Source organism: Nocardia sp. CDC160, from assembly GCF_035818795.1.
Taxonomy (GTDB): domain Bacteria; phylum Actinomycetota; class Actinomycetes; order Mycobacteriales; family Mycobacteriaceae; genus Nocardia.
Window position 1 is genome coordinate 255,411 of record NZ_JAYKYT010000007.1, and the last position, 16,638, is coordinate 272,048.

Annotated in this window: 15 protein-coding genes; 5 read left to right on the forward strand and 10 right to left on the reverse strand. The window is 67.8% G+C overall.

Annotation, left to right across the window (positions count from 1 at the left end; all coding sequences use genetic code 11):
- Positions 1-131: 131 nt before the first annotated feature.
- Entirely contained in the window at positions 132-1,421 is a 1,290-nt protein-coding gene (aceA, locus tag VMT40_RS34090) for an isocitrate lyase (RefSeq protein ID WP_326305815.1), read from the reverse strand.
- Between the two features lie 526 nt (positions 1,422-1,947).
- Here aceA and VMT40_RS34095 point away from each other — a divergent pair.
- Positions 1,948-2,427: a DUF1772 domain-containing protein gene (locus VMT40_RS34095; RefSeq protein WP_326363540.1), complete on the forward strand. Its 480-nt coding sequence runs from the start codon at positions 1,948-1,950 to the stop codon at positions 2,425-2,427.
- A gap of 97 nt (positions 2,428-2,524) precedes the next feature.
- On the opposite strand, the gene VMT40_RS34100 is transcribed toward VMT40_RS34095, so the two are convergent.
- Entirely contained in the window at positions 2,525-2,746 is a 222-nt protein-coding gene (locus VMT40_RS34100; RefSeq protein ID WP_326363542.1) for a hypothetical protein, read from the reverse strand.
- Positions 2,743-3,108 carry a hypothetical protein gene (locus VMT40_RS34105; RefSeq protein WP_326363543.1) on the reverse strand — a complete coding sequence of 122 codons (366 nt, stop codon included), beginning with the start codon at positions 3,106-3,108 and terminating at the stop codon, positions 2,743-2,745. Before VMT40_RS34105 ends, VMT40_RS34100 begins: the two co-directional genes overlap by 4 nt.
- Before the next feature lie 363 nt (positions 3,109-3,471).
- On the opposite strand from VMT40_RS34105, the gene VMT40_RS34110 reads away from it, so the two are divergent.
- Complete coding sequence (locus tag VMT40_RS34110; RefSeq protein ID WP_326363545.1) at positions 3,472-6,000, forward strand: tetratricopeptide repeat protein; 2,529 nt, start codon at positions 3,472-3,474, stop codon at positions 5,998-6,000.
- A 369-nt stretch (positions 6,001-6,369) separates the two neighbouring features.
- Positions 6,370-7,395 (forward strand): XdhC family protein, encoded by a 1,026-nt coding sequence (locus tag VMT40_RS34115; protein WP_326363546.1) that lies wholly within the window; start codon positions 6,370-6,372, stop codon positions 7,393-7,395.
- Between the two features lie 20 nt (positions 7,396-7,415).
- Here the strand turns inward: VMT40_RS34115 and VMT40_RS34120 are convergent, their stop codons facing one another.
- From VMT40_RS34120 to VMT40_RS34145, 6 genes are all read right to left on the reverse strand, one after another.
- The gene (locus VMT40_RS34120) at positions 7,416-8,516 is read right to left on the reverse strand and encodes an ABC transporter substrate-binding protein (protein ID WP_326363548.1); all 1,101 of its coding nucleotides are present in this window, start codon (positions 8,514-8,516) and stop codon (positions 7,416-7,418) included.
- Between the two features lie 79 nt (positions 8,517-8,595).
- The gene (locus VMT40_RS34125; protein WP_326363549.1) at positions 8,596-9,399 is read right to left on the reverse strand and encodes an ABC transporter permease; all 804 of its coding nucleotides are present in this window, start codon (positions 9,397-9,399) and stop codon (positions 8,596-8,598) included.
- Positions 9,399-10,175 (reverse strand): ABC transporter permease, encoded by a 777-nt coding sequence (locus VMT40_RS34130; protein WP_326363551.1) that lies wholly within the window; start codon positions 10,173-10,175, stop codon positions 9,399-9,401. Before VMT40_RS34130 ends, VMT40_RS34125 begins: the two co-directional genes overlap by 1 nt.
- On the reverse strand, positions 10,172-10,975 hold the full coding sequence (locus tag VMT40_RS34135; protein ID WP_326305801.1) for an ABC transporter ATP-binding protein: 804 nt from the start codon (positions 10,973-10,975) through the stop codon (positions 10,172-10,174). Before VMT40_RS34135 ends, VMT40_RS34130 begins: the two co-directional genes overlap by 4 nt.
- A gap of 99 nt (positions 10,976-11,074) precedes the next feature.
- Positions 11,075-11,446 carry a hypothetical protein gene (locus VMT40_RS34140; protein WP_326363552.1) on the reverse strand — a complete coding sequence of 124 codons (372 nt, stop codon included), beginning with the start codon at positions 11,444-11,446 and terminating at the stop codon, positions 11,075-11,077.
- A gap of 262 nt (positions 11,447-11,708) precedes the next feature.
- Positions 11,709-12,641 carry a hexose kinase gene (locus VMT40_RS34145; RefSeq protein ID WP_326363554.1) on the reverse strand — a complete coding sequence of 311 codons (933 nt, stop codon included), beginning with the start codon at positions 12,639-12,641 and terminating at the stop codon, positions 11,709-11,711.
- Positions 12,642-12,757: 116 nt separating this feature from the next.
- On the opposite strand from VMT40_RS34145, the gene VMT40_RS34150 reads away from it, so the two are divergent.
- Positions 12,758-13,198, forward strand: a complete 441-nt coding sequence (locus VMT40_RS34150; RefSeq protein WP_326305795.1) for a DUF4254 domain-containing protein — start codon at positions 12,758-12,760, stop codon at positions 13,196-13,198.
- Positions 13,199-13,585: 387 nt separating this feature from the next.
- Here the strand turns inward: VMT40_RS34150 and VMT40_RS34155 are convergent, their stop codons facing one another.
- A complete protein-coding gene (locus VMT40_RS34155; protein WP_326363556.1) occupies positions 13,586-15,103 on the reverse strand; it encodes an ATP-dependent DNA ligase in 1,518 nt (505 codons plus the stop codon).
- A gap of 105 nt (positions 15,104-15,208) precedes the next feature.
- Here VMT40_RS34155 and ramB point away from each other — a divergent pair, with 105 nt between their 5' ends.
- On the forward strand, positions 15,209-16,618 hold the full coding sequence (gene ramB / locus VMT40_RS34160) for an acetate metabolism transcriptional regulator RamB (protein ID WP_326305791.1): 1,410 nt from the start codon (positions 15,209-15,211) through the stop codon (positions 16,616-16,618).
- Positions 16,619-16,638 lie beyond the last annotated feature (20 nt).

Genomic DNA, 16,638 nt, shown 5'->3' on the forward strand with positions numbered 1-16,638 from the left:
AGGCTTGCCGACTCTCCCGGCGAGTTCTGAGGTCCCGCGGCGGCGGAAGGTGTGATGCGACTGCCGCCTTGGGTGTGCCTCGGAACCTGAAGTGGCTCAGACGTTTCCGTCGGTGAGCCGCCTCGGGTGGCTCAGTGGAACTGGCCCTCTTCGGTCGAGCCCTTCAGCGCAGCGGTGCTGGTGTTGGGGTCGACGGTGGTGGCGATGGTGTCGAAGTAACCGGCACCGACCTCACGCTGGTGCTTGATGGCGGTGAAGCCACGCTCGGCGGCGGCCTTGAACTCGCGCTCCTGCAGGTCGACGAAGGCGGTCATGCCCTCGCGGGCGTAGCCGTAGGCCAGGTCGAACATGCCGTAGTTGAGCGAGTGGAAGCCCGCCAGGGTGATGAACTGGAACTTGAAGCCCATGGCACCCAGCTCGCGCTGGAACTTCGCGATGGTCGCGTCGTCCAGGTGCGCCTTCCAGTTGAAGGACGGCGAGCAGTTGTAGGCCAGCAGCTGGTCCGGGAACTCGCCGCGGACGGCCTCGGCGAACTTGCGCGCGACCTCGAGGTCCGGCACGCCGGTCTCCATCCAGATCAGGTCGGCGTAGGGGGCGTAGGCCTTGGCACGCGCGATGCAGGGCTCGATGCCGTTCTTCACACCGAAGAAGCCCTCGGCGGTGCGGGTGCCGTCCAGGAACTCGCGGTCGCGCTCGTCCACATCGGAGGTGATGAGGGTGGCGGCCTCGGCGTCGGTGCGGGCGATGATCACCGACGGCACGTCGGCGACGTCGGCGGCCAGACGCGCGGAGGTCAGGGTGCGGATGTGCTGCTGGGTGGGGATGAGCACCTTGCCGCCCAGGTGGCCGCACTTCTTCTCGGAGGCCAGCTGGTCCTCCCAGTGCACACCGGCCGCGCCGGAGGCGATCATGGCCTTCTGCAGCTCGTAGGCGTTCAGGGCGCCACCGAAACCGGCCTCGGCGTCGGCGACGATCGGGGCCAGCCAGTTGGCGACCGAGGTGTCACCCTCGACCTTGGCGATCTCGTCGGCGCGCAGCAGCGCGTTGTTGATGCGACGGACCACGGCCGGAACCGAGTTGGCCGGGTACAGCGACTGGTCCGGGTAGGTGTGGCCGGACAGGTTCGCGTCACCGGCGACCTGCCAACCCGACAGGTAGATGGCCTTCAGGCCCGCGCGCACCTGCTGCACGGCCTGGTTGCCGGTGAGGGCGCCGAGGGAGTTGATGTAGTCCTCGTTGTTGACGAGATCCCAGAGGATCTCGGCGCCACGACGAGCGAGGGTGTGCTCCTCGACGACGGTGCCCTGCAGCTTGACGACCTGATCGGCCGTGTAGTTGCGGGTCACGCCCTTCCAGCGAGGGTTGGTGTCCCAGTCCTGCTGGATTTCCGCAGCGGTCTTCGGGGTGCCGACCTTCGACATCTCTGACTCCACTTCTTCGTTCGGTCTCGGTAGCCCCGCCGGTCGAATCGAGGGCTGGGGAGCCTCGGATATTCGACCACTGCTGGAGCGGCAATTTGCAGGCTTGCTAGGCCTGCGCTGTGTACTTCCACACGATGGCACAGGAAAAAATGTCCGTCTACCTGTTGCAAGTGTGAATCCCCGCTAGCTTTCACCCGCATTTTGCTAATGCTGCAAAATTTGCTTGCGAATAGCAGCGGCGGAATCTACTTGCCAGTAGCTCTGACGTGCGGTTTTACATTACGCCCGTACTGTTTGCGTGACGGGGGCCACCGGTGCGTGACGCGCCGACGGCCGTCCAGATGTGAGCACCTTCACAGATCATTGTGATCTTGATAGTTGTGAGGCGAGCCACCGGGGTACGCATTTCAGACCAATCGGTCGACTTGAAATCGAAATTCTAGCGACGCTAGACAAGCTAGCTCGCCTCCTGTTATCGTTGCTTCAGTTCCTAGCGCTGCTAGATCCGAATGAAAGAGGCACCCCGATGCTCGTCCTGACCGGCCAAATCCTCGCCGCCCTCGCCGTTCTCGCCAATGCCGTCGTCTACGGCACCGACTGGTCCGTCGCCCTCATCACCCGGTCCGTCTACCGCGACCACCTGGACGACGCCACCGTCACCATCAGCGCCGGATGGGGCCACTACTACGGCGACAAGCGCATGCCCATCTTCGGCGCGGGCGGCGTCATCACCGCCCTGCTCACCCTGGCCCTGGCCATCGCCGCCGGACAGCTCGCCGCGGCCGTCGCCGCGGGCCTCGCCCTCGCCGCCCTCCTCACCTGGCTGGCCTGCTACGTCCGCATCGCCAAGCCCATCAACACCGCCCAGACCACCGCCGCCCAAACCGGCGTCATCCCACCCAATGCCCGTGCCCTGCAAACCAAGTGGGACAGCATCCTGAACACCCGCGTCGCCCTCCAAACCCTCGCCCTCACCGGCCTACTCACCGCCCTGATCCTCTTCTGATCCCCACCCGTTCCCGAGCACGCGACGGCCCCGCACCGAATCTCGGTGCGGGGCCGCGTATTTCGTGTTCCTACGATTCCCGGCCGACGAGCACCCCTCAGCTCGCCGACCTCGGCCCGGAGGTGGTGGTCCCCGGGCAGAACGGTTGGCAGCCGCCCGCCACCAGCGGCTGCGAGGTGGAGCCCGACCCCGGCGGGTCGGTGGCCACGTGGTCCCCGCACCCGGTCGCCACCACGAGCATGACCGCGATCGCGAAGGCGAGAACCGCCGCGAAGGTGATCGCGCAGCAGGCCGCGAAGGAGCCCAGCCAATCGGTCATCGAATCGCCTCCCGCCGGGTCGATGCGGTCGATTCGCCCTCCTCGTCGCGGTCCGCGTCCCGGGTCCGCCCCGTCGCGCGCAGCGCCAGCCAGCACATGGCGTCGGTGACCGTCACCCCGATCATCTCGGCGTGCAGCGTCGCGACCTCCGCGTCGAATTCCCCTCCCGGACTGGACAATCCGATGAGAATCATCTCCGCGAGGCGTAGCCCCACGATCGCTTCATCACGCGACAACCTCCGATAGGTCGGCAGATAGGACAGCACCCACCGTCCCCGATCTTCTCCCGGCACGTCCACCCGGAAGGCGACTTCATCGGCCTTGTCGCTGGAGATCAGCCAGTCGAAATCCAGAATTGCCATCGATCCGTCCCTTTACTGACCGCGGACCCGTCCCCCGTGCCCGTTGTTTTTCGGTCACTCAATGATCGCGAGCGGACGAGCCGCATTCGATCCCATGGTGTTTCGCGAATTCTTGGCACATCACGGGTCCTTGACCAGGCGAAACCCGCGCGGTACCAAGGAAATGTTCACAACGGCGGGGGTGAGACCGTGGATGCGAAGAGTGCCGGGCGGCGGAACGGGGAGAATGATGCGCTGGGGGCGGAGGCGCGGAAGGAACTTCGGGGAATTCTACTGGGAATCGGGTTGCGGGAGAATGAACTTCTGGAACCTTTGGTCGCCGAATTGCGGTATCGGGGGTGTCGGCCGCGGAAGGCCTGGCGGTTGGCGAACGAGTTCACGCAGCAGCATGTGGCGGCGCAGTTCAATCGGCTGACGGGGAAGCCGAGTGCGCCGATGAAGGCGGCGCGGATTTCGGAGTACGAGTCGTGGCCGGGGGCTCGGGGCGCGGGGCGGGTGCATCCGCGGCCGACGCTGGACGTGTTGAAGAATCTGGCGGTCATCTATCGGACCAGTTGGGATCAATTGGTGGATACCGCGGATCTGGCGCAGATGCCGAGCGCGGAGGTGGCCGCGTACCGGGCGGTGGTGGCGCGGCGGACCACGGCGCTGCCCGCCGCCGCGGACAGCGGATTCCCCAGTGGGCTGGTGCCTTTCGTCGGTCGCACCGAGCCGCAACGGCTGTTGCGGGAGCGGATCGAGGCGCATCTGTACTCGGGCGGTCCGGGTGTGCACGTGGTGAACGGGCTTGCGGGCGTGGGGAAGACGGCGCTGGCGCGGTGGGTGGTGGAGACCTTCGGGGACCGCTATCCGGACGGGATCATCTGGGAGAACCTGCACGGCCACACCGACGGCCGCCCGCCCCGCACACCCGCCGGGGTGCTGGAACAGATGCTGTTGAAGCTGGGGGTGCCGCCGGAGACCATCAAGACCGACACCGGGCACCGGTCCGCGCGCTGGCGGCACGAGATGCGGGATCGGCGCTCGCTCATCGTGTTCGACAATGTGCTCGATTCCAAGCAGGTGCGGGCGCTGCTGCCGGAGGCGCGCGACAGCTTCGTGCTCATCACCAGCCGCCACAAGCTGACCGGGCTGACCGGCGCGGTGCCATTGCAACTCGATGCCATGGAACCGTCCGAGGCCGAGGAGCTGCTCGTCGAATTCGCCCATCTGCCACCGGATTACGATGTGGAGGCGGCGCGGCTGGTGTTGCGGGCGGCGGGCGGGCTGCCGCTGGCCATCCGACTGATCGCGGGCCAGATCGCCTACCAGGGGCCGGATCTGCTGGGTGCGGCGGCGGCCGAGTTCACCCCGTTGGCCGACCGCATGCGGCAGGGCCCGGACGACGGCACCGAGGATTCGCTGGTGGAGCGGGCCCTGGATCTGTTCTCCGCGGAGGGCGAGACCCTGCGCGCGGCCTTCGAACTGTCCTATCAGCGGCTGCCGGATCTGGAGTTGCAGCGCTGCGTGCGACTGCTGGGCTGGTTCCCGGGCACCGAGATCACCGCCGAGACGCTCGCGCCCATGGTGGGCGTGCCGCAGGCGCAGGCGTACGGGCTGATCCGGCAGATCTTCGAGGTGGGGCTGCTGGATCCGGCCGAGGCCGGACCGAACGGCCAGCGGTACCGAATCCACGATGTGACAAAGCTTTTCGCCCGCGTGAAGGCCGATGCGGCCGATCTGCCGAGCGAGCATGCCGCCGCGGTGGGGCGGCTGGTGCGGCATTGCCTGAGCGTGGCGCGGCAGGCCGGGGTGCAGCAGCCCTACGAGTCGGCGGGCAGCTTCCCGGCCCCGCTCGCCCCGGACCCGACCGGGACGACCCAGCGGGCGCGGGCCTGGCTCGCCCGGGAGCGCGAATTGCTGCTGGGCTGCGTCCGGGTCACCGGGTCGGAGCGCGGCACCGGTGAACTGGCCCGGCTGCTGGGCGCGTATCTGTCCGAGCTCGGTCACCTCTCCGACGCGCGCGGACTCCTGTTCCGCGCCTTGGCCATTGCCCGCGACGCCGACGACCGCACCACCGCCTGCGACATCCTCTTCGAACTGGGCACCCTGCACCGCCGCGCCTGCGCCTACGAGACCGCCGCCGCCTGCTTCCAGGAGGCCCACGACATCGCCACCGCCCTCGACGACACCCAGCGCATTGCCGCCACCCTGTGGGGTCTGGCCGATATCACCAGGCACCGCGGCGATTACGACCGTGCCCGCATCGCCTACTCCGATGTGCTCGGCATGGCACGGCAATTGGAGAACCCGAAATTCGAGGGCGACGCCCTGCGCGGCCTCGGCCACATGGAGCGCATGGGCGGCGACCGCGCCATCGCCCACCGCTACTATCTCGACGCCCTGCGCATCGCGGGCGAGATCGGCGACACCTACAGCCTGGGCTGGTCGCTGTGGGGCCTGGGCAGTGTCTCCCGGGAATCCGGCGAATTCGACACCGCCCGAACACAATTGACGAAGGCGCTGACCATCGGCGGCGAGATCGGCGACCACCTGCTGCGCGCCGACGCCCTGCGCGGCCTCGGCCACCTCGAACGCGATGTCGGCGACCTCGATGCCGCCCAGGAGTTCTACGCCGAATCCCTCGACATCACCCGCCGCACCCGCGACCCCCACGGCGAGGCCGATGTCCTGCGCGCCCTGGCCTACATCGCCCTGCGCTCCGGCGGCGCGCATTGGCGCCCCTGCGATCTCCTGCTCAAATCCCTGCTCCTCTACGAGAGCATGGGCATCAAGCTCGCCGAGCAGGTTCGCTCCGAACTCGTGGATGCCCTGTCCCGCTGCCGCCGGGAATCGGTGCTGCTGCCGGACCGGATTCAGGAGGATCTCCGTCGCCTCGGCTTCGACTGCTGAGCACCACCGCGCCGGTCCGCAATAGATCGGGGGCGCTCCGGCAATCGTTGATGGTCACTTGATCAGCGAAGCGCGCCGGGCGGGATTACCCTGCTCGCGTGAACCCCCGAACGCTGCGACGACACGGTGCCGCGCAGCCGGTGGATTCGATACTTGCAGCGGGGACTGTCGCCGCGCGGAAGAGTGCGCCGGGGAATTCCGGCGCGCGGAAGGCTGATGCCGGGAGCGGCGCGAGCGCGGAGCGAAATTCAGGGGCGGACGCTTATTTACGGCAACGAGCGGATATGGTGTGCGTCACGTGCGATGACCTCGCGACGGGGATCGATCGGGACTACCCGGTGGGCAGCGCACGGTGATCGGGAGCATGTGATGCGGGAAATCATCGACGACCTTCTCCGGGTGTGGCACAGCGGTCGGACGGGCGGGTTGGCGACTCTGGTTCGGACCCAAGGGACCACCCCCGTGCCGATCGGTTCGGCCATGGTGGTGGATGCGGACGGGCGGGCCTTCGGCTCGATCTCGGCGGGCTGCGCGGAGGCCGCCGCCTACGAGGCCGCGGTGGAGTCGGCGCGGACCGGGCGGCGCGGGTTGCAGCGGTTCGGGCCGGGCAGCGGGTTGGACGCGCAGATGGACTGCGTCGGCACCCTGGACGTCTTCATCGAACCGTTCTCGCGGCGGCATTTCCCCGAATTCCCGGATGTCGCGGCCGATATCGCGGCGCAGCGGCAGGTCACCGTGTTCACGGTGGTGTGGCACTCCGACCCGGACGTGATCGGCCAGCATCTGGTCACCGACCGCAAGCACGGCACCGAACTGGTCTCGCTGCCGGACTCGGACGTGTTCGTCTCCTCCTTCGCCCGGCCGCCGCATCTGATCCTGGTGGGCGCCAATACGTTCGCGGGCGCGTTGGCCACCCAGGCCAAGCTGCTCGGCTATCGCGTCACGATCGTCGATGCCCGGCCGACCTTCGCCAATGCGGCGGCCTATCCCGGCTGCGAGGTGGTGGTGGACTGGCCGCACCGCTACCTGAACACCCTCGCCTCGGCGGGCGAGATCGACTCCACCACCGCGCTGGTGGTGCTCTCGCACGATCCGAAGTTCGACATCCCGCTGCTCACCGTGGCTTTGCGACTACCCGAGCTGGGGTATCTGGCCGCCCTGGGCACCCCGGCGTCGCACGCGCATCGGCTGGAGGCCCTGCAGGCGGGCGGCTTCAGCGACGACATCCTGGCCCGCCTGCACTCGCCCGCCGGGCTGGACGTGGGCGCGCGGACCCCGGCCGAGACCGCCGTCGCCATTGCCGCCGAACTGCTGGCGGTGCGCAACGGGACCTCGGCCGAGCCGCTGTCCACCTCGCCGGGTCAGGGCAAGCGGCACGTGCAACTGGTGCGCTGAACCGCTTGCGCCCGAACCGCTTACGACTTCAGTTCCGGGTGCTCGGCGAACATCTCCTTCAGCACCGATAGGTCGAACAGCTTGTCGGCCTTGATGTCGATCTTGGCCTTGGCCAGCGCCGCGATATTGTTCGCGATCAGCTCGTCGGTCATGGTGAACAGCCCGTTGGCCTTGGTATCGGCCGACACCACCAGTCCGTTCTGCGCCGCCGCCTCCATCGTCTGTTCCTTCAGTTCCAGCCGCTGATCCTTGCCGTACACCTCGACGGCCAGGCGCGCGGACTCCTCCGAACTCGCGACGGCGTCCTTCCAGCCCTTGACCTCCGCCATGAGGAACGCCTTGAGCTTGTCGCGCTCGGTGTCGATGGTCTTCTGGCTGACCGTCAGCGTCTCCGCCACCAGCGGCAGCCCGTAGTCGGCGAAGAGGAAGTTCACGTTCTGGAAGCCCTTGGAGGCCAGGGTGATCGGCTCATTGGTCGCGTAACTGACCCAGCCGTCCACCTCGCCATTGGCCAGCGGGGTCGGATCGTATTGCGCGGGCACGATGGTGACATCGCTGGGCGTCATGCCGTTGGCGGTCAGCAGGGCATTGAAGATGAGCTGATTGGTGTCCTGCACACCGATCTTGCGGCCCTTCATGTCCTGCGGATTCAGGATCGGTTTCTTGGCGCTGCTCACGATGCAGAAGGGGTTCTTCTGATACGTGGTGCCGACGATCTTGGCGTTCAATCCCTCCAGCACGGCGGGCGCGGTGGTCTGCGGCGCGGACATGCCGATCCAGATCTTGCCGGTGCCGAGTCCGGCCTCCACCGAGGTGCTGGCCGCGCCGCCCGCGACCAGGTTCACCGAGCCGAACCCGGCGTCCTTGTAATAGCCCTTGGAGTCGGCGAAGTACTCACCGGCGAATTCGATGTTCTTGAGCCACGACAGCTGCACCGCCACGGTCCCGTACTTGGAGCCGTCCGCGACGGAACCATTGCCGCCACCCGAGGAACTGCTGCCGCAGGCGGCGAGCACTCCGGCCCCGCCCACCGCCGCACCGGCGAGCCCGGCGTAGCGGAGGAAGGACCGGCGGCCCATGGACGACTGCGAGGCCGGAACCGGCCCGAACAAACCACTCATGCGGAAAATCTAGGCGGTTTCGATTTCCGATATTTTGCTTTTCACCAGGTATTTGTATGCGGCAGGTTAACTCGTCGTGTCAGTCGCGGACCCGCTCCGGTGCGAAACGCGCCAGCACCAGGTTCTCCAGCACGCCCACCACGGCGTAGGCGAAGACGGACACCACCGTGACCAGGGCGATCGAGGCCCACAGCCGGTTGTACTGGAAGGTGGGTATCGCCCGGATCAGCCCGGCCCCCAATCCCGTACCGCTGCCCAGCCATTCGCCGAGCAATGCGCCGATCAGCGCGCCCGGCACCGAGATTCGCGCCGCCGCGAACACCGCGGGCAGCGCGGCCGGGACGGCCACCATGCGCATGGCGGTCCAGTTCGAGCCGCCGTAGGCCACCACCAGTTCCGTGGCCTGCCGCGGCGCCGAGCGCAGACCGGTCATGATCATCACCAGGGCCGGGAAGAACACCACGATGGCGGCCATGACGGTGACGCCGAGCAGCCCGCGCCCGAACACCAGCACGATGATCGGGGTCAAGGCCACCAGCGGTACCGACCGCAGCAGCATGGCCACCGGCATGAACGCCTGCGCCACCGCCGGAATGCCGATGAACAGCGCCGCCACCACCAGGGCCGCGCCCAGGCCGGAGCCGAAGCCGATGAGGGCGTCCTTCAGCGTGATTCGCATATCGTCGAAGATCACCCGGCGGGCGGTGTCGGAGGTCGGACCGGTCACCAGGTAGCTCCACACGTCGCTCGGACTCTTGCCGACCAGTCCGACCTGCGGGTACAGCTGGAGAAATCCCGACCACAGCACCACCAGCAGGATCAGCGAAACCACCAGCAGCAGCAGGAATCTGCCGATGGGGCGCAGCAGGTTCAGGGTCTTCATCACGCCTCCGCTCGGGTCCACGGGACCGCCACCCGGGCGACCAGCGCCACGAGGGCGTAGCCGAGCCCGGCCAGTGCCGCCGCGGCCAGCGCCATGCCCCAGGTGCGCGGCACGTTGTAGGCGGTCTGCGCGGCGGTGAGGGCCACGCCGATTCCGCTGTCCACGCCGCCCAGATACTCGCCGATGATCGCGCCCAGCACCGCCGAGGGCGCGGCGATCTTCAAGGCGGCCAGGGTATTCGGCAGCGCCGCGATCACCTGCACGCGCCGCAGCCGCTCCCACCGGCCGCCGCCGTAGGCCCGCACCAGATCCAGGCTGGTGCGATCGGCCGACCGCAGCCCGGACACGGTGCCGACCATGGTGGTGAAGAAGCAGTACATGGCCGCCAGGAAGATGGTCGGCGTGCGACCGCCGAACACCACCAGGATGATCGGGCCCAAGGCCAGCAGCGGCGTGCAGTAACTGAGAATGGCCAGCTGGGTGACCAGCATTTCGATCGGCGGAATCAGCACCACCAGGATCGCGAGCGCGATGGCGAGGGCATTGCCCCACAGAAACCCTTGCAGCGCGCCCCAGGCCGTGATGCGGAAGTTCGGGCCGTAGAGCGCCCAACCGTCGGTGTACATGGTGTGCACGACATTCCACGGGCTCGGGATGGTGCCGCCCGCGACGCGCAGCTCGGCCAGCAGGGTCCACACGGCCAGCAGGACGAGAATGCCCGCCAGGCCACCCAGCCGGGTGATCCGGAACCGTTCTCTTATTGCGCCCCAGTTCATTCCGTCACGACCCCGCCCTGCCCGCTGCGTCCGAACAGCAGTTCCAGCAAATGGTCGTGCAGCTTGTGGAACTCGGGTGAACGCATCATCTCGGGTGTGCGTGGCCGCGGCAGGTCGATGTCGACCACCTCCACCACGCGGCCGGGGCGCGGGCTCATCACCGCCACCACATCCGAGAGGAAGACCGCCTCGGCGATGCCGTGCGTGACCATCAGTGTGGTGGCGGGCTTTTCGGTCCAGATGCGCAGCAGTTCCAGGTTCAGCCGCTGCCGGGTCATATCGTCGAGGGCGCCGAAGGGCTCGTCCAGCAGCAGGACCGTCGGCTTCACCACCAGCGCGCGGGCGATCGAAACCCGTTGCCGCATACCGCCGGAGAGCTGCGCGGGCTTGGCCTTCTCGAAGCCCTCCAGGCCGACCAGCGCGATCAGATCGGCGATCAGGTCCTTCTCCACGGGCAGGCCCGCCACCTGCAGCGGCAGCTTGATATTGGATTCCACGCTGCGCCAGGGCAGCAGCGCCGAATCCTGGAAGGCGATGCCGAACTCGTGCCGCCGCCGCAACTCGGCGGGAGTCTCGCCATTGATCTTGGCGGTGCCCGCGGACGGTGATTCCAGATCCGCGAGAATGCGCAGGATGGTGGACTTACCGCAGCCGGACGGCCCCAACAGCGACAGGAAAGCTCCCTGCGCCGTATGCAGATCGACATTGTCGAGCGCCTGCACCACACGCCGCCCGGAGCGGAAGGTCTTGCTCAGCCCGCTGATATGAATGCCCGTTCCCGTGGCGACTTCCGAACTCATAGGGCAACGGTAAGGGCCGGGAATTGCACGCAGATTGCGAATCGGCGGACTAGATTTCGCGGTTGTTACTTCCGGCCACCCCGAGCGGTTACCGCGAGCTCACCACCAGGCCGGTGGCTCGAACCAGTCACGGGCCTCCTTGCGAAACAGCAACACGATCACGGCCAGCGAGACCAGCGGTCCCAGTGGGCCGGGCGGCTGCCACTCGGTGATCGACGGGACCGTCCACACCATGTTCATGGCCGCCACCAGAATCGCCGCGATGCGGACCGACTGGCCCTCCGAATTGAAGGTCAACGCCACCAGACCGAGTAGAAACGCCGCGACGAAGGGCACCCCGGTCTGGATCGCGGCCCGCGTCCCCAACAGCCACCCCGACGACGCCACACACATCACCCCCAGGCCCGCCAAGCCCAGCGCGAGCACCTGCGCCGCGCGCACCGCACGCGGCATTCGATATCTGTCGTCCACGCCCGACCCTCGGTCGGGCTGAATATCTAGGTCCGACACACCCCCAACCTAGCCCCGTATGACCCCCTAACCCGCCCACCACGCCGCCAGCCCCGGGCCCATTCGGCAGCACTCCCCGCCAATCCGGCTCGCCCCCTCCGCCATTCCGGCTCGCCCCTCCGTCATTCCGACATGCTTTTGGCCGGAATCCACAGCCGCCCGAGATGGATCCCGGCCAAATACACGCCGGGATGACGAGGTAGGGCCTCGCCGCGATGACGGGTCAGGGCCTCGCCGCGACCGATTCGAGTTCGCGGACCTGGACGGTCGGCAGCAGGCGGTCGCGCAGCACGCGGTCGATCTCGCCCGCGACCGGAATCACCACGGCGGCAGCGGAAGTCGCGACGGCGTCGGCGAGGACCGCGGGCCAGTCCGGGTTGCGGTCGCCCGCGAGGGCGGCGATCAGGGCGGCGACGGCCGCGTCGCCCGCGCCGGTGGGGTTGCCCGCCAGCGGTTTCGGCAGGGCCGCGGTCCAGGCGCGGGTCGGGGTGACGGCCACCAGGCCCGCCCCGCCCCGGGTCACGATCACCGCGCCCACGCCGTCGGCGATCAGGGGCTCGACGGCGGCGAGGATCTCCGGAATCGTGCCCGCCGGGCGGCCGGTGAGGCGCTCGAGCTCATCGACATTGGGGGTCAGCACGACGCCGGGCACGCGCGCGGCCAATTCCAGTGCCTGACCGTCGAAATCACAGACCGTGGGCACCCCCGCGGCAATGGCGGTCCGCGCCAGCTCCGCGGGCAGGCCCGTGCTCACCCCGCCGGGCAGCGACCCCGCGATGACCAGGCCGCTCATGTCCGAGAGCATGCCGTTGACCCGCACCCGCAACTGGTCTACCGCGTGCGGTTCGGTGACGCGCGGCCCGGGTTCCCACAGCGCCGTGGCCGTGCCGTCCTCGGATTCGCTGATCACCACGGTGCGCCGCACCCACGGCAGCGCGTGCACGAAGTCCACCGGCATCTCGAGTTCGGCGGCCGCCGCGAAGGAGTGATCGGCGAATCCGGTGGCCCGCGCGTACTTCCCGAGCTGGTTCAGCACGCGGGTGACATTGATGCCGCGCCCGCCCAGCCGTTGATCCACCGAGCGCACCCGCTGCGCCCGCCCGCGCTCGAAACGCTCCACCCGATAGGTCATGTCGTAGGCGGGGTTCAGTGTCACGGTGAGGATCACCCCACCATCACGGCACGTCACGGCACCGGATGCAACCCCTGAATCTCATTGTGGCACCGAATGTCGTTGCCATTCGGAGATATTCGAGGGGCAGGATGTCGGCCGTGCACCCGCTCCCACCGAAACACCTGCTGCTGCAGGCCTGCCGCGGCCTGCCACCCGACGATCATCCGGTGCTGCGCTGCGCCGGATTACTCGCGGACCTGCACGAACGCAGACTCACCGCCGCGATCGGCACCGAGCGAATCGACCATGATCGGGCCCGGCTGGTGCACGATATCGACGCCTGGGTGGCGGCCGAACTCCCCAAGGCCGCCCGCGATGCACACCTGCACACCGAGACCGTGGGAACCGTGGTGGACCGGCTGGCGCAGTTCTCCGCGCTGGCCTATCTGACGCTGGCCATGTCGCCCGACGACACCATGCACGACGCGGCGCAGCGGCTGACCGAACTGGCCATCGCCTACGAGGATCTGGCGGGCGAACTGGCCGCGGGTCGGCGACGGCTCCCGAACCTCACTGGCACCCACGACTACGAATCCTGACCGCGCGCATCGCGGGGCCGCAGAAATGACCGCGGCCGGTGGTACCCGGCGAGGGGGCGGGGCACCACCGGCCACACAGGTGGACCATGCGCAATCCACCGTCGACGTCGAGCGGGCGGCACGAGTTCACAGGAATCCGCGTGGGAGATGCGGTGGCAGTACCTGCTTCTCGTCACCTGACAACCGCCCGGTCGAACCTCGACCCCCCGAATCCTCCATCCGAAACCTCGGAGCGACCCCTGTTCCAGCTGTGAATCCCCTGTGAGACACCCCAACTCGCGGGGACTCTCAGGGGCTCCGCCCCCGAACCCCCTCGAGATTTCGGGGGCTCCGCCCCCAAACCCCCGGTGAACTTTCTCGGAGGCTCGGCCCCCGAACCCCCGAGGGTTACTTGGTATTTGGGAGGAGGGCTCGGATGGTGTCGATGGTGTCGGCTTGGGCCGGTTCCTTGTCGGGGCGGTAGCGGACTACGCGGGCGAAGCGGAGGGCTACGCCGCCGGGGTAGCGGGGGCTGGTTTGGACGCCGTCCAGGGCGATTTCGACTATGAGGGAGGGGTGGAGGTAGACCGTGGTGGGGTCGCGGTCGCGTTCGTGGCGGGGGAATTCGGCTGTCTGCCAGTGGAGGAGGGCGTCGGTGAGGCCCTTGAAGGTTTTGCCGACCATGATGGGGTCGCCGCCCTCGGGATCGCGGGCGCCGAGGTGGAGGTTGGAGAGGTAGCCGGTGCGGCGGCCGTAGCCCCATTCCGCGCCGAGCACGATCAGGTCCAGGGTGTGGGTGGGTTTGATCTTCTGCCAGGCGCGGCCGCGGCGGCCCGCCGCGTAGGGGGCGTCCAGGGATTTGATCATGATGCCCTCGTGGCCCGCGGCCAGCGCGCCGTCGAAGTATTCGGCGGCGGTCTCGAGATCGGGGGCGATGAGGGCCGGAATGCTCAGGCCATTGGCCACGCCGGTGAGGGCGGCGCGGCGCTCGCGCAGCGGCGCGTCGAGCAGGTCTACGCCGTCGAGGTGCAGGCAGTCGAAGAAGTACGGGTGCAGCAGCAGTTCCTGGGCGGTGGCCGCGCCGAAGCGGCTCATGGTCTCCTGGAACGGGCGGGGACGGCCGGAGTCGTTGAGCGCCAGCGTCTCTCCGTCGAGCACCACGCTGGTGCACTCCAATTTCCGCACCAACTCCACCAGTTCGGGCACGCTCGCGGTGATGTCGCGCAGCGTCCGCGTGAACACCCACACCCGATCGCCGTCTCGGTGCACCTGAATGCGCGCCCCGTCCATCTTGTGCTCGACGCTGGCCTCCCCACCGAACTCGGCCATGGCCTCGTCGAGGCTCGCGCCGGGCGAGGCCAGCATGGGTTGAATCGGCCGCCCCACCTCGAGCCGAAAGGCCTCGAGCGCCGCGACCCCGCCGGTCCGCGCCGCGACCGCGGTCACCGGCAGCCGCCCGGACAGCATGTGCGCCCGGCGCACCGCCGCGATCGGCACCTCGAAGGCGACCGCCACCGCCTCGGCCACGATCGCCGTCAGCGCGCCCTGCCGCATTTCCCCGGTCAACAGCCGAATCAGAAAGTCGCGTTCCTCCGGCGTAGCGGCCGCGAAAAGGGTGGTGAGCAATTCCTGCCGCCGCGCCGCCGACCCACTCCCGCCGACCTCGGCGAGCGCGCCGAAACTCTTGTCCACCTCGTCCACGGACAGGGCCGGGGCGGCAGCCGATTCCACCGCGAGAGTGGTGAGCGTCCGCCATCCGGTCCCGATCCGCCCCTGCAGCAGATCCCCCGACAGCCACGCCACCACCTGCGCCAATTCCCCGACCTCGGCGCGTTTCAGCAGCTCGGCAAAGATATTGATCTTGTTCTTGCGCGACGACGTAGCCCGCACCTCCCGCGACGCATCGACCACTTCGGACAAGAGCATCGTTCGACGGTAACCCGCCCCACCGACAGGATGTGACTCAAAGCTCAGCAGGCATGCTAATCCCGGCGTTGGCAACCATGCTAATGCGCCCATAAACTCGGTCGTATGGCCAAGACTTATGTCGGGGCGCGACTCCGCCAGCTGCGCACCGAACGCGGGCTGAGTCAGGTCTCCCTGGCCAAGAAGCTCGAGATCTCCGCGAGCTATCTGAATCAGATCGAACACGACGTTCGCCCGCTCACCGTACCGGTCCTGCTGCGCATCAGTGAAGTCTTCGGCGTCGACGCCGGATTCTTCTCCTCCCAGGACGACACCCGGCTCATCGCCGAGCTCCAGGAGGTCGTGATGGACCAGGAACTCGGGGTGGAGGCCGACGCGCAGGAGATCGCCGAAATGGTGTCCGCGCACCCGGGTTTGGCGCGCGCCATGGTGAATATGCATCGCCGCTATCGGAATACGACCGCGCAGCTGGCCGCGGCCACCGAGGATCGCTTCGCCGACGGCAGCGGTTCGGGCGCCATCTCCAAACCGCACGAGGAAGTGCGCGACTACTTCTATCAGCGGCAGAACTACATTCACGAATTGGATACGGCCGCCGAGGAACTCACCCATCGTATGCGATTCCACGGCGGTGACCTGAAACGCGAGATTCCGCGCCGCCTGGCCGACGCGCACGGCGTGCAGATCGTGGAGCGCATCGACCTGGGCGACGGCCTGCTGCACCGCTACGATCCGGAGCAGCGCCGCCTGGAGATCGCCCCGCATCTCTCGGGCGGGCAGCGGGTGTTCAAACTGGCGGCCGAACTGGCCTATCTCGAATGCGGCGAGCTGATCGAAAAGCTGGTCGCCGAGGGCAATTTCTCCAGCCACGAATCGGTGGTGCTGGCGAAACTGGGCCTGGCCAACTATTTCGCGGCCGCGACGGTGTTGCCCTACACCCACTTCCACGAGGTGGCCGAGGATTTCCGCTACGACATCGAGCGGCTCTCGGCGTTCTTCACCCAGAGCTACGAGACCATCTGCCACCGCCTGTCCACCCTGCAGCGCCCCAAACTGCGCGGCGTCCCCTTCTCCTTCGTCCGGGTGGACCGGGCGGGCAATATGTCGAAACGCCAGTCCGCCACGGGTTTTCACTTCTCCTCCAGCGGCGGCACCTGCCCGCTGTGGAATGTGTACGAGACCTTCGCCTATCCGGCGAAGATCATGACCCAGATCGCGCAGATGCCCGACGGCCGCAAATACCTCTGGGTGGCGCGCACCGTGGAACGCCGCGCCACCCGCTACGGCGAGCCGAGCAAAATCTTCGCAATCGGACTCGGCTGTGAATTGCGGCACGCGGGCCGCACCGTCTATGCCGACGGCCTGGATCTCAATGAGCCCAAGGCGACTCCGATCGGCGCGGGTTGTCGAGTATGCGAACGCTCGAACTGCCCGCAGCGCGCATTCCCGCCGCTCGGCAAATCTCTCGATATCAGCGAGCACCGAAGTTCCATCTCGCCCTATGTCATTCAATGACAGATATGGTGACCGATCCA